The organism is Bacillus sp. CGMCC 1.16607 (genome assembly GCF_042683745.1).
GTDB lineage: Bacteria > Bacillota > Bacilli > Bacillales > Cytobacillaceae > Pseudoneobacillus.
The window spans coordinates 122,041-136,167 of record NZ_JBHUJX010000008.1 but is presented as its reverse complement, the minus strand read 5'-3'; the positions used below and the strand labels follow the sequence as shown (position 1 = coordinate 136,167).

The following is a 14,127-nucleotide window of genomic DNA, read 5'->3' as shown; positions in this document are numbered from 1 at the left end:
ACTTAAGGGGTTTTCATATGCATTTGTTTCTGACTGGTCTAATTGGGATTCTTTCATTTTATAAAGGAAACTGGAGGGAATGGCCAAAGTATGCTATTACGATCTTTTACGTTATCATTTTAAATTTATTATATGAGGTGCTTTGCGCTGAGAAACTTCTTTGGCAATACATTCCCAGTGGTTTCCCTAAATCACATGTCTTAACGGCCCTTTTATATACATTTATCATTCTCCCAGGGATAACTTTAATGTTCTTATCGAATTTTCCATTTCAACAAGCCCGTACAAAGCAATTTTTTTATATTTTTAAATGGATCATCGTTTCTACAATCATTGAATATATTTACATCTATTTCAAAAAAATAGAATTAAATAATGGCTATACTTATTGGATGGAACCACTTTTTTATGTGGTGATGTACACCATGATACGACTACATTACACCCGACCTTTTCTTTCTTATTTTCTGTCGATCATCATTATTATCACTTTACTTCAAATTTTCGATATTCCTTTAAAATAGAAACTTACTCTTCCCCTTGATAGGGGTCTTTTTTATTACTTGAAAGAATTTTATGTTTATAAATATACATTCTGTAGGTAACACTCTATAATTATCTTAGTGTCTTTTGTTAATTGATGTTTCGAGGAGAGTTACTTTTATGTGGAAAAAATGGACCTTTATCATAATTGGCTTAATTATTTTATATCTCATATTACCGTACATGTTACCAATCGTATTTGCTGGAATCACTGCAGCTATGCTAGAACGGGTGATCCAAACACTAATTCAAAAGGTTCGATTTAAACGTCTTCAAGCCGTTCTTGTCACCTTTCTAAGTTATATCATTCTTTTATTTTTATCATTTTATTACGCTGTATCTACACTGACACAAAAGGCAACCGAAATTTCAAAACAAACCACTCATGTAGTGATTAATTTTTACGAGTCAGGTATCTATCCATTGATCAAGAAATGGGAACAATATGTAAGTAATTTACCGCCTGATGTCATTTCCTCTATTGAAAAATCATTTGAGAATAATATTGAGGGATTAAATCAATTTTTACGAAATACTGGAGAAGCAATAATCTCCCTGTTGACAACTATTCCTAGTTTTTTAGTGGAATTTCTCATCTATTTAATTGCCTTATTTCTGATCAGTTTAGAATTTCCAAATATTATCAATAAGTTTAATTCATATTTAAAAGACCAAACAAGAGAGAAAATTAATCTTGTCCTTAAACCATTAGCAAATGCTTCCATTGGATTTATCAAAGCTCAAATCATCCTAAGCTTTATCACTTTTCTTTTAGCTTTTACCGGTTTATGGATTTTACAAGTCCCATATAAATCAGCTATTGCCTTGTTGATTGTGATCGTAGATATTTTACCTATTCTCGGTACGGGATCGGTTTTAGTGCCGTGGGCGGTGGTTGCTTTCTTGCAAAATAATGATTTCCTTGGAACAGGACTCATCTTATTGTTTGTCTTAATAACTATAATTAGAAGAATCATAGAGCCAAAAGTATTATCCCAAAATCTAGGTATTTCACCTCTTGCCTCACTAATTAGTTTATTTATCGGTTTTAAACTCATAGGTTTTATTGGAATGTTCGTTGGACCTGGGATTGTTATCGTCTGGAACACTTTAGTAAAAGCAAACATTATTAAGTTGAATTTTAGAATCTAATTGATAGCATCTCTTTGAGGGGTGCTTTTTTTTTATATGTTTTCAAACAATTTTATCAATACATACACTTTTAACTATTCATCTTCCTCTTAACAATTGTATAATTTTTAGAGGAAATGTTTTTCACATTACATAGAAGAGAGGTATTAAAATGCCATATCCTTGCTCAAAAGAAACTCTTAACTTAATAAAAGAATTAGTCTCCATTCCAAGCCCTTCAGGAAATACAAATACGGTCATTACGTTTGTTGAAAAATTTTTGAAAGAACTTAAAGTGGAAACGTATAGAAACCGTAAAGGTGGACTCATTGCAACCATCCACGGAAAAAATACACAGATACACCGCATGCTAACCGCTCACGTAGATACTCTTGGCGCAATGGTGAAGGAAATCAAATCAAGTGGTCGATTAAAAATTGATTTAATCGGTGGGTTTAAATATAACTCTATTGAAGGTGAATACTGTCAAATAGAAACATCTTCTGGTAAAACGATTAGCGGAACAATTTTAATGCATCAACAATCTGTCCACGTATATAAGGATGCTGGTAAAGCAGAACGAAATATTGATAATATGGAAGTTCGACTTGATGAAAAAGTACATAGTGCAGATGAAGTGCGTGCACTTGGTATTGAAGTTGGGGACTTCGTCTCTTTTGACCCACGAGTTGAATTAACAGACAGTGGTTACATTAAATCTCGCCACCTTGATGACAAAGCAAGTGTCGGAATCTTATTGCAACTAATGAAACAAATTGTAACAGACAATATTACATTACCTTATACTACTCATTTTCTCATTTCCAATAATGAAGAAATTGGCTATGGGGGTAATTCCAATATTACACCTGAAACTGTCGAATATTTAGCTGTTGATATGGGGGCAATGGGTGACGGTCAAGCTACTGATGAATATACTGTATCTATTTGTGCAAAGGATGCTAGCGGTCCTTATCACTATGGACTTCGAAAAAAACTAACCCAGCTTTGCGAGGATCACGATATTAAATATAAAATCGATCTGTATCCTTTTTATGGGTCTGATGCATCAGCGGCCATTCGCTCAGGAAGCGATATTGTTCACGGCTTGATCGGCCCTGGAATTGATTCTTCACACGCCTTTGAACGTACACATATATCATCTATTGAAAACACAGCCAAACTTTTATTCCATTACGTTCAGTCAGAAATGGTTCTATAAAATTATTCTAAAGCCAATGACGAGAAGATTTCTTTCTTCCATCTTTGGCTTTTTTTATTCCACTTTCCATATTTTCGCATATTACACCACTTATAGGAGATAACAAAAAGAGATATTAATGGAAAGGGAGTACTTTTATAAAATGATGAATAAAATTCCCCCGCTTCTAAAGAAGATGAAATACTTCGGGAAGACAGAAGAACTTACTGATCATAGTGAACTCTCACCGAAAGGTCGTGAATCGGAGAAATATTACCGTGAAAGATGGCAGCATGACAAAGTGGTCCGCACTACACACGGTGTCAACTGCACTGGTTCGTGTAGCTGGAAGGTTCATGTCAAAGACGGAATTATTACTTGGGAGACGCAGCAAACAGATTATCCGACAACTGGACCAGATATGCCAGAATATGAACCAAGGGGCTGTCCGCGTGGGGCAAGCTTTTCCTGGTATACTTACAGCCCACTTAGAGTTCGTTACCCCTATATCCGAAGTGCCCTGCTTGAGCTTTGGGTGGAAGAAATGAAAGCCACAAATGACCCTGTTGAAGCATGGCGGAGAATCTCAACCAATCCTGAAAAAAGTAATCGCTATAAAAAGGCTCGCGGGAAAGGTGGATTTGTTCGAGCAGATTGGGATTTGATCGAAACGATGATTGTGAGTCAAATCATTTATACGCTTCAAGATTTTGGACCCGATCGAATTTTTGGATTTTCTCCAATCCCAGCCATGTCAATGGTCAGCTATGCTGGCGGTGCAAGGTTCCTAAATTTAATCGGTGGTACTCTATTGAGCTTTTATGACTGGTACGCGGATCTGCCAGCCTCTTCCCCACAAGTATGGGGGGAACAGACCGATGTACCAGAAAGCTCAGATTGGTATAATTCTAGCTATTTATTAGTTTGGGGATCTAATTTGCCACAAACGAGAACACCTGATTCCCATTTCATGGTAGAAGCAAGATATAAAGGGACAAAAGTAGTTGCTGTGAGTCCAGATTACGCCGAATTCGTTAAATTTGCCGATGAATGGCTAGCTGTTCCTGCTGGTATGGATGGTGCACTAGGTATGGCGATGACCCATGTAATCTTGAAGGAATTCTATGTCGATCAACAAGTTGATTACTTCCAGGATTATGTAAAAAAATATACCGACCTACCTTTCTTAATCACCTTAAAGCCACATAAAGAAGGGTATACCGCAGATCGCTTTCTACGTGCTAGTGACCTCGGATTGGATATGACCAATGCGGATTGGAAAACGGTTGTATTTGATGAGGTTCAAAAGAGATTTGTTGTTCCAAATGGTACTTTAGGCCATCGTTATGAAAAAGACCAAAAATGGAATTTACATCTTGCTGACGAGTTTAGTGAAAATATTAAACCCGCACTCACTTTATTGGGGAATGAAGACGAAGTCATTGTGGTTAAATTTCCTTATTTTAACGAAGAAAGTAAAGATATTATTGAACGTGGAGTTCCCGTTAAAAAAATTAGTCATAACGGAAAGGATCTTTGGGTAACAACCGTTTTTGATTTAATGCTCGCCAATACTGGCGTTGACCGTGGCGGTTTAAAAGGCAATTATCCAAAGGATTATACTGATCCTGAAACGTATACGCCTGCATGGGCGGAGGAAAAAACGGGAGTAAACGCGAAGCAAATCGCCCAAATTGCAAGAGAGTTTGCCCAAAATGCGATTGATAGTAAAGGACGTTCGATGATTATCATGGGATCTGGAATTAACCATTGGTATCATTCTGACACCATTTATCGTGCGATCTTAAATCTAGTATTACTTACAGGCTGCCAAGGGGTAAATGGAGGCGGATGGGCTCATTATGTTGGACAAGAAAAGGTTCGTCCACTTGAAGGCTGGCAAACCATCGCCATGGCACGTGACTGGGGTGGTCCGCCAAGACTCCAAAATGGAACCTCATTCTTCTACTTTGCCACAGAACAATGGCGCTATGAGGACCAGCTTGCCGAACAACAAATTTCACCGTTAATTGATAAACCGAAATATAAACATTTAGGAGACTACAACGGATTAGCCGCAAGATTAGGGTGGCTTCCGTCCTATCCTCAATTTAATCGCAATCCTTTAAAGCTATTAGACGAAATTAATGCAAATAGCAATGAAGAAGCGATTCAATCTATGGTGGATATGGTGAAAAACAAATCGATGAAGTTCTCAATTGAAAATCCTAGTGATCCGATCAATTTCCCGAAAACGATGTTTGTATGGCGAGCAAACTTAATAGGTAGCTCAGCTAAAGGTCATGAATATTTCTTAAAACATCTTCTCGGTACACATGGGAATCCATTAAGTGCCCAGACAGCGAACCTATCGACAGATGAAATTGATAGTTCATCCGATTCACCCGATGGAAAGCTTGATCTTCTCATCAATATGGACTTTCGCATGTCAGGCACAGGACTTTACTCAGATATTGTTCTTCCGGCCGCAACTTGGTACGAGAAATACGATATTAGCAGTACAGATATGCATCCATTTATCCATCCATTCAATCCAGCGATCACCCCACCATGGGAAAGTAGATCGGATTGGGATACATTCAAAAAATTGGCCAAACGCTTTTCTAATATGGCTGAAAAATATTTTCCAAAGCCAGTTAAAGACGTCGTCGCTACACCACTTCTCCATGATTCGCCTGATGAAATTGCACAAACCTTTGGGCACATTCCTGATTGGAAGGATGGAAAAATCGATCCAAAACCTGGGTTCAATTTTCCACGTCTTCATGTCATTGAGCGGGATTTTTCAAAAGTATATGAGAAGTTCATTTCCCTTGGTCCGAAAATTAAAGATGTTATCGGAGCGAAAGGAATTTCATGGGATGCTAAGGCAGAGTACGAACAACTTTTAAAAATTCTTGGACCTGCCAAAGATACGAAGGAATATCATGATTGTCCAAATCTATTTACTGATCGTAATGCTGCTGAAGCAATACTAACACTTTCTAGTACAACAAATGGTCATATGGCGATGAAAGCATGGAAAGCAATGGAGGAAAAAACAGGGCAAAAATTAACCGATTTAGCTAGTGAACGAGCTGAGGAGCACATCTCCTTCGATGAAATAACAGCCCAACCGAGAAAAGTCATCACTTCCCCTGTCTTTAGTGGATCGGAAACAGGGAATCGTAGGTATTCCCCATTTACGACCAATATTGAACGGATGATCCCATTTCGGACATTAACAGGTAGACAACATTTTTATCTCGATCATGAAACGATGCTTGAATTCGGTGAAGAGCTTCCGACCTTTAAAGGTCCATTACAAAAAGCAGCCTTCTATGACCGCGATCATAAGCCATTGACACAAGATAAGGAGCTTACACTTAGATATTTAACCCCACATTTTAAATGGTCCTATCATAGTACGTACGGAGATACGTTACCAATGCTTACCCTTTTCAGGGGTGGTCCACATGTTTGGCTGAATAATAAAGACGCAGAAAGGGTCGGGATTGACGACAATGATTGGATTGAAATGTACAACCGCAATGGAGTTGTAGTCGCCCGAACGGTTGTCAGCCACAGAATTCCTCAAGGAATCGTGTTTATGTACCATGTTCAAGATCGTTTGATTAATGTACCTGGCTCGAACATCACGAAACAACGAGGCGGGACATTCAACAGTCCAACTAGAATACACATTAAGCCTACCCAAATGATCGGGGGTTATGCCCAACTGAGCTACGGCTTTAACTATTACGGACCTACTGGAAATCAACGGGATGAACAGGTTATCATACGTAAAATCGAAAGAAATGAGGTCGATTGGCTTGAAAATTAAAGCCCAGTTTGGAATGGTCATGAACTTGGATAAATGTATTGGCTGCCATACTTGCAGTGTTACTTGTAATAACACCTGGACAAATCGTCCAGGTGCAGAATATATGTGGTGGAACAATGTTGAAACGAAGCCTGGGGTAGGCTATCCAAAAGAATGGGAAAATCAAGATACTCGAAAAGGTGGCTGGGAATTAAGAAATGGAAAACTTGAATTAAAAGCAGGTGGTAGAGCGAGTAAGTTACTAAATTTATTTTATAATCCTCATTTAACCGAGATTGATGATTACTATGAACCTTGGACATATGATTATGATCATCTCATTAAAAGTCCCTCAAGTGAGCACCAGCCTGTAGCCAGGCCGAAATCGCAGCTGACAGGCGAATACATGGATATTACTTGGGGTCCTAACTGGGAGGATGATTTAGCTGGGGTTTACAAAACGGGAAAAAACGATCCAAATATGAACGGTTTAGATCAGAGCATCATTTCCGAATATGAACAAACCTTTATGATGTATTTGCCAAGAATTTGTGAACACTGTGTTAATGCCCCGTGTGTATCGTCTTGTCCTTCTGGAGCTATTTATAAACGTGAGGAAGACGGGATTGTTTTAGTTGACCAAGATGCTTGCCGCAGCTGGCGACATTGTATGACTGCTTGTCCATATAAAAAGGTTTATTTTAACTGGAAAACGACGAAAGCAGAGAAATGTACGTTTTGTTTTCCAAGAATTGAAAATGGCCAACCTACTATTTGTTCTGAAACTTGTGTGGGAAGAATTCGTTATATCGGAATTATTCTTTATGATGCGGATAAGGTAAAGTCAGCTGCCTCTGTTCCAGACGAAAAGGATTTATACGAGGCTCACCTTGGTATCATTCTAGATCCAAATGATCCAAAAATCATTTCCGAGGCAAAAAAAGCTGGAATATCAGAAGATTGGATTGAAGCTGCACAAAATTCACCAATCTACAAGCTTGCCGTTGAACAGAAAATCGCTTTACCGCTCCATCCAGAATACAGAACACTGCCAATGGTTTGGTATATCCCACCACTAAGTCCGATTATGAACGCATTTAACGGACAAATGGATTCATTAGATCCCAAGGTTGTTTTCCCTACAATCGACCAATTTAGAATTCCTTTGCAATATTTGGCTAATTTGATGAGTGCGGGAGATACGAATGTTATAAGTAAGGTACTAAAGAAAATAGTTGCGATGAGAAGTTATATGCGCAGCAAAAATATCGGAAAACCCTTTGATACGGACATTTTAAAATCTGTAGGTATGACGGAGGCAATGGCGATTGAAATGTATGAGTTATCTGCCATTGCGAAATACAATGATCGTTATGTCATTCCAAAAGCCCACCGTGAGCTTGTAGGAAATATGTACGGTGGTCAAGGATCAACTGGATTTGATTTTATGGAGGGCTGTTCAGATTGCTTTACGAATAGTGGGAAAGATTACGACTTCGATTCCTTTAGCGATCAATTCTGGGCAGATGTGGTTGGAGGCGATTATGATGGAAGAAGATAAAATCGTCTTCAAGCTTTGTTCCACATTTTTAAGTTATCCAGAAAATAGCTGGGTTCATAACCAAGAGATGAAAGAGTTTATTACCTCATTTGAAAATCGATATGCAAAGAAAAGGTTCCAAGACTTTTTATCGTTTGTCGAATCGATCACATTTGAAGATCTATGCAACCGATACGTGAAACAATTCGATTTCAATGATCAATCAACCTTGTATTTAACCTACGGTGTATTTGGTGATAACCGTGAAAGAGGTTTAGGGTTCGTAAAGTTAAAAATGGAGTATGCTAAGGCCGGATTCTTCTTAAAGGAGGAGGAACTACCAGACTATCTCCCTTTAATATTAGAATTTGCGTCGGTTGCTGATGAACACATTGTGAGAAAGCTATTTGCTATTCATAAAAAGGCGATGGAAAATCTTTTACAATCTTTATTGAAGGAAGAGAGCCCCTATGCGCTTATCATTGAAATTTGCTTGCAGTCGTTCTCTGGCCTGTTTGAACTAGAAAGTAATGAGATTGAAAAAGGAAACGCAAGTTAAGGGTGGGATTTTCATTGACAATGTTTGATTATTTTCTATGGGTTGTTTTTCCTTATATTGCTTTAACCATTTTTGTTTTAGGTCATATTCACCGATACAATCACGACCAATTTGGTTGGACCGCTAAATCGAGTCAATTTATTCAAAAAGATAATCTGTTAAAATGGGGAAGTCTTTTATTCCACTGGGGGATCATTTTCGTCTTCTTTGGTCATGTTGGAGGAATTTTAATCCCTAAAGGATTTTACAACGTCATTGGCATTTCTGAACATATGTATCACTTTGGTGCGGTTTGGTTAGGTGGGCTTGCTGGGGTGGCAACGGTCATCGGAGGCTTTTTACTATTCTTAAGACGAACGACTAAAAAACGTGTGGCAAGAAATAGTTCAAAAACAGATTTGTTTATTCTAATTATTCTTGGTGCAGTCGTATTAGTAGGGTTTACAAACACAGTAGGATATACAGCTTCGGGTGGGACTTTTGATTACAGAGACACCATTGGACCATGGTTTAGGGGAATCCTAACATTCAGACCAATGCCAGAATTGATGGCAGTTACGCCGATCGGATTTCAATTACATGTATTAGCAGCGTTTCTACTTTTTGCGATTTGGCCATTCACCAGACTCGTGCATGTTTGGAGTCTACCACTTGAGTATCTTGGTCGAAAATACATTATATATAGAAAGATGACTCCAAATAAAATCGTATCTTCTGAGGTTAAAAAAGACTAATAGAAATGCCCTCTTGTCAGTAAGAGGGCATTTTCCTGTGTTTACAGCAATAAATACTTTTCTTCCTCATTGCTATGAATTTTCACCATGATGAGCAGTGATCTAAATAGATAAATCATTTCATCTGTTACCTTTTTTTCTTCTAATTTTTCTTCAATTTCCTTTGCCATTACTCTCATAATTTCGTGATCCCGTATTAAGCCGATTACTGCCTTTTCCATTTCCGGACTTTCCTTCATCTTTTCTTGATAAAGGCCTTCTTCCTCTGACTGTGCATGGGCCAATGTTCTTGTTTTCCAACTCTCTAATAAGGCATTGGCAACTTCTATTGATTGTTCGGACTTTTGTTCTATATGTAATTTCAGTAGAATTTCAGTAAGTTCACTAGCTTCATGATAAGCCCCTTCATGAATAGAGCGGTGAGAATCTAACATCTTTAATGCTGGACCAGACATTTACATTCAGCTCCTTTTTTTAACATTGCAACCATTATGTCCATTTTTAACTTAAGTAAACCAGTTTTTTGACGTGGTGTTACATCATTGGTTTTCCTCATTTCCATATGTTATCCTTTTTATATAACATTTGTAACCTACAAAGAAAGTGGGCGGAGAAATTGGAAACAAAAGAAACACTTATAGATGAACTTCAGGTCATTGAAAAATGGGAAAAAGAACAAAGTGGACTTTGGTTTTGGGAACGAATCACTCGTTTGCCATTTAAAATATTAGATAAGATCACACCGAAAATTATCCATGAAAAAATTGGTCTACTCCTTGAAGAAATGGGTAGCTACCTTCAAACCGGTGGAAAATACCTTATTCAAGAAAAACAATTATTAAAGACAATTCAAAAGAATGCTGATGTTCCTATCGAATCGATACAAGATGTGTCCACCATTCCTTTAGCAAAAATGAAACAAATCTCTCAACAAATATCAGATAAACGAGTAAAAGTAGCAGCGATTCAAGGAGCATCAACCGGTTTTGGTGGTTTGTTTACACTAGCCATCGATATTCCCGCCCTTCTAGGATTATCATTAAAAACACTCCAGGAAATAGCCATTATATATGGTTTTGATCCAAATGATAAAAATGAAAGAGTGTTTATTATTAAATGCTTACAATTTACTTCCTCCGATATTGTCGGGAAAGAAGCGATTCTAAAGGAACTTTCCTCATACTATAAAAGAGAGAGTCAGCGTAGTGAAGCGATTTTACAGTTACAAGGCTGGCGTGAGGTAATTTATACCTATCGTGATCAATTCGGTTGGAAAAAATTATTTCAAATGGTCCCCGTTGCCGGACTACTTTTCGGAGCTTTTACAAATCGTTCAATGATAAAGGATATTGCTGAAGTAGGAGATATGCTATATCGAAAAAGAAGAATTCTTGAGAGGATTAATATAGATAGAATATCATTGGAAAATAATTTAGAAGAACGATAAGGAAGGATCAACTCCTTCCTTTATTAAATTTAACATTTGTTTTTTCCTTATTAGGAATCGACCATATGTAATACGTTATATAAATCACAATCAACAGAATTACTATTCTTACCCATACAAGTGGAATAATAAAAAATATGGAATAACTAGAACTAATCCACAAAACAAGTATCGCTGTATATTTTACCTTAGGAGGTATCCCCTCCCCTGACTGAAAACTTTTAATATAGGCTCCAAGCCATTTTGTGTTTAATAGCCAACGGTGCATTCTCTCTGATGAACGCGCATAACAAAAGGCAGCTAATAAAAGAAATGGTGTTGTCGGTATAAGTGGTACAACAATACCAATGACGCCTAATATCACAAATAACGAACCTAAAAAAATTAGTAGCGGTTTCAGTAATCCCTTCATTTTTAAACTTCCCTTACTTTAAAAGATACATATCTTATATGTTATTTAACTAGAGCATAAAAGTAAAGAAACCCTTGATAATTCAAGAGTTTCTTTTTAATTCATTATTAAGCTAACGATTTTTGTCCGAGCATTTTTACTATTTCTAGTGATTTGATATGATATCCTTCCATTTCAAGGATCTTAAATTCATAATCACCTAATGCAATTTTGTCGCCTTCTTTTGCTTCCATTTTCTCTGTTAGAATCCAACCACTTATCGTATCTACATCTGTATCATCAATATCTAGACCAAACAAATCATTGACTTCCTCAATTAAAACTTTTCCGTCAATAATCGTTTTATTTTCATTCACTTTTTTGATATCTGGTACTTCATCATGGTCAAATTCATCACGAATGTCTCCTACAATTTCTTCAATAATATCTTCGACCGTCACAAGCCCAGCTGTACCACCGTATTCATCAACTAAAATCGCCATATGGACACGTTCTTTTTGCATTTTTAATAGTAGATCGTGGATAGGCATGGATTCCATTACTTTTATGACAGGACGAGAATATTTGATAATAGGCTCATCCATATTTCTCTTTTTAACAAAGTCTGTTAATACTTCTTTCATATTGATCATGCCGACAATATGGTCTTTGTCACCCTCGTATATGGGATAACGAGTATAGTTTTCTTCTGTTGCTGTCGAAATAAATTCTCCAATGGTAAGGTCTTTTTCAAATCCGACCATTTCTGTTCTTGGGACCATAATTTCTTTTGCAATTCGATCATTAAATTCAAAGATATTATTTACGTATTTATATTCAGACTGGTTAATTTCCCCACTCTTATAGCTTTCAGATAAAATCATTCTAAGCTCTTCCTCAGAATGAGCGATTTCATGTTCAGATACTCTTTTTAATCCAAAAAGGCCTGTCAAAAGTCGTGCAGAACCATTTAATGTTTTGATGATTGGATACATTAATTTATAGAAAAAAATAACTGGCTTTGCAAATAAAAGTGTTACCTGCTCTGCTTTTTGTATAGCCAATGTTTTCGGTGCAAGCTCCCCTACTACAACGTGTAAAAAGGTTATAAGAGCAAAGGCGATTGAAACAGAAGTCACAGTTACTACAGATTCGGAAAAATTCAATTTTTCAAAAACTGGATGTAAAATATGCGCAATGGTTTCTTCACCTAACCAACCTAATCCTAAAGCAGTTATCGTAATACCTAGTTGACAAGCAGATAAATACTCGTCTAAATTTGAGATCAAGGTTTTGGCAGCAATTGCATTTTTATTCCCCTCTGCAACCAATTGATCGATTCGGGTACTTCTTATTTTTACAATCGCAAATTCTGTTGCCACAAAAAAACCTGTTAAAGCAATTAAAATTGCCACCATGATCAAATTAAATATGTCCAAATAATCTCCTTCCTGTATGAATACAGTGAAGGAATACACCTCCTAGTGTTATGTTTTATAGTATTTATTATGAAAGTTCATTTTTTATTCTTCCTGTTTACTCTTGCCTTGTACTAAAATCATGACAATTTTCTACAAATTTAATTGCAACAAAACTGACAGCTTTTTAGATTTATAAATTCATTGCGTATAGCTTGAATAAGCAAAAAGGAAGTTTTATAGCTTTGAATCCGTTCGATGAGTATCCAAAACACCTGATTGGGGATAATAATCGACGGTTCTTATTGAAATCTCCATCATTTTCGCTAACTCACCAATTCGATAGTACTTCCCAATGGTCTCACCTCTTTTTAATATAGATAATATAAATGTATATGAAAACGAACCTAACAGTCAACGATTTCATCTTTTTTCTATATTATTCTAATAAAAAATGGCTAACTCTGTGAGTCAGCCATTTTTTATTCACTTATTTTACATTAATCATAACGATTTTATGGTCGTGAATTTCATCTTTATTCACGTGAATTTGTAAGTGATACATTCCAGCTTTTTTAAATATATTCGTTGCAGAATAGCTCCCTTCTCCATCTTCATTTGTTTCAATCCATTGTGGAGTATTCTCGTTTTCTAATAATACTTCATACCTCACCTTTGCCCCTAAAAGTGGTGAACCTTCATGTTTAATTGTTGTCTTTAATAAGGCTTCTTTATTAACTGCGATATCCGAATCTTGATTGAAAAGGATTTCTATTGTTGAATCATGATGTCCATGACCAGTTGCTTGATCATTTTGGCTAGCTTCATGACCCTCATGTCCAGCGGCATCGCTTTCGGAATGATCCTCTTCTACTGTACCAACTGTAAATTCTTTGTTTGGCATGGAGTGCATACCTCTTGCCGTCACATGAGAAGTTACAATATACTTGCCATTTTCAGTAAAAGTCTTATTTATGGAATAGACACCTTTACCTTCATTTTTAGCCTCAAGCATTTCATGTTCTTGCTGTCCCACTTTTTCAATCTCGAATTTTACTTCATTAGCATCGTCCACTTTTTCTTTCCCTTGTGTAACAACAGCCTGGATAACTGCTTCTTCATTAGGATTAATCGTTTCAGGAATCTGAATATTCACTTCAATAATTTCTAATGAAGGCTCAGCTTGCTGTTCCTCCTTTTTGCTCGAGCATCCTGCGATTACTCCAATTAATAAAATAAGTGCAACAATTAATTTCTTCATGATAATCTCCTTTGTTTTTTACAAATGGTCGTTTTCATAAGTATGCGTCCATTATATCCTTAATTTTTCACTTTTATAA

The 14,127-nt window shown here is 36.7% G+C and carries 13 protein-coding genes; 8 read left to right on the top strand and 5 right to left on the bottom strand.

Annotated features, from left to right (window positions below; all coding sequences use genetic code 11):
• Positions 1 to 17: 17 nt before the first annotated feature.
• The 7 genes from ACFSO7_RS03430 (at position 18) to narI (ending at position 9,531) form a co-directional block, all read left to right on the top strand.
• A complete protein-coding gene (locus tag ACFSO7_RS03430) occupies positions 18 to 524 on the top strand; it encodes a CBO0543 family protein (protein ID WP_377875327.1) in 507 nt (168 codons plus the stop codon).
• Between the two features lie 139 nt (positions 525 to 663).
• Complete coding sequence (ytvI, locus tag ACFSO7_RS03425) at positions 664 to 1,695, top strand: sporulation integral membrane protein YtvI (RefSeq protein WP_377875325.1); 1,032 nt, start codon at positions 664 to 666, stop codon at positions 1,693 to 1,695.
• Positions 1,696 to 1,846: 151 nt separating this feature from the next.
• The gene (locus ACFSO7_RS03420) at positions 1,847 to 2,896 is read left to right on the top strand and encodes a M42 family metallopeptidase (protein ID WP_377875323.1); all 1,050 of its coding nucleotides are present in this window, start codon (positions 1,847 to 1,849) and stop codon (positions 2,894 to 2,896) included.
• Between the two features lie 142 nt (positions 2,897 to 3,038).
• The gene (locus ACFSO7_RS03415; RefSeq protein ID WP_377875322.1) at positions 3,039 to 6,719 is read left to right on the top strand and encodes a nitrate reductase subunit alpha; all 3,681 of its coding nucleotides are present in this window, start codon (positions 3,039 to 3,041) and stop codon (positions 6,717 to 6,719) included.
• Positions 6,709 to 8,259 carry a nitrate reductase subunit beta gene (narH, locus tag ACFSO7_RS03410; protein WP_377875320.1) on the top strand — a complete coding sequence of 517 codons (1,551 nt, stop codon included), beginning with the start codon at positions 6,709 to 6,711 and terminating at the stop codon, positions 8,257 to 8,259. Before ACFSO7_RS03415 ends, narH begins: the two co-directional genes overlap by 11 nt.
• Positions 8,246 to 8,797 carry a nitrate reductase molybdenum cofactor assembly chaperone gene (gene narJ / locus ACFSO7_RS03405; protein ID WP_377875318.1) on the top strand — a complete coding sequence of 184 codons (552 nt, stop codon included), beginning with the start codon at positions 8,246 to 8,248 and terminating at the stop codon, positions 8,795 to 8,797. The genes narH and narJ overlap by 14 nt, the downstream gene beginning before the upstream one ends.
• A 20-nt stretch (positions 8,798 to 8,817) precedes the next feature.
• A complete protein-coding gene (gene narI, locus ACFSO7_RS03400) occupies positions 8,818 to 9,531 on the top strand; it encodes a respiratory nitrate reductase subunit gamma (protein WP_377876424.1) in 714 nt (237 codons plus the stop codon).
• A gap of 41 nt (positions 9,532 to 9,572) precedes the next feature.
• On the opposite strand, the gene ACFSO7_RS03395 is transcribed toward narI, so the two are convergent.
• Entirely contained in the window at positions 9,573 to 9,986 is a 414-nt protein-coding gene (locus ACFSO7_RS03395) for a hypothetical protein (RefSeq protein ID WP_377875316.1), read from the bottom strand.
• Between the two features lie 161 nt (positions 9,987 to 10,147).
• Here ACFSO7_RS03395 and ACFSO7_RS03390 point away from each other — a divergent pair, with 161 nt between their 5' ends.
• On the top strand, positions 10,148 to 10,978 hold the full coding sequence (locus ACFSO7_RS03390) for an EcsC family protein (RefSeq protein WP_377875314.1): 831 nt from the start codon (positions 10,148 to 10,150) through the stop codon (positions 10,976 to 10,978).
• A gap of 7 nt (positions 10,979 to 10,985) precedes the next feature.
• On the opposite strand, the gene ACFSO7_RS03385 is transcribed toward ACFSO7_RS03390, so the two are convergent.
• From ACFSO7_RS03385 to ACFSO7_RS03370, 4 genes are all read right to left on the bottom strand, one after another.
• The gene (locus ACFSO7_RS03385) at positions 10,986 to 11,390 is read right to left on the bottom strand and encodes a YbaN family protein (RefSeq protein WP_377875313.1); all 405 of its coding nucleotides are present in this window, start codon (positions 11,388 to 11,390) and stop codon (positions 10,986 to 10,988) included.
• Between the two features lie 107 nt (positions 11,391 to 11,497).
• Positions 11,498 to 12,808, bottom strand: coding sequence for a hemolysin family protein (locus tag ACFSO7_RS03380; protein ID WP_377875311.1), 1,311 nt, complete (start codon positions 12,806 to 12,808; stop codon positions 11,498 to 11,500).
• Between the two features lie 216 nt (positions 12,809 to 13,024).
• Positions 13,025 to 13,126, bottom strand: a complete 102-nt coding sequence (locus ACFSO7_RS03375) for a MerR family transcriptional regulator (protein WP_377876422.1) — start codon at positions 13,124 to 13,126, stop codon at positions 13,025 to 13,027.
• A 151-nt stretch (positions 13,127 to 13,277) separates the two neighbouring features.
• On the bottom strand, positions 13,278 to 14,048 hold the full coding sequence (locus tag ACFSO7_RS03370) for a FixH family protein (protein ID WP_377875309.1): 771 nt from the start codon (positions 14,046 to 14,048) through the stop codon (positions 13,278 to 13,280).
• Positions 14,049 to 14,127: the final 79 nt, after the last annotated feature.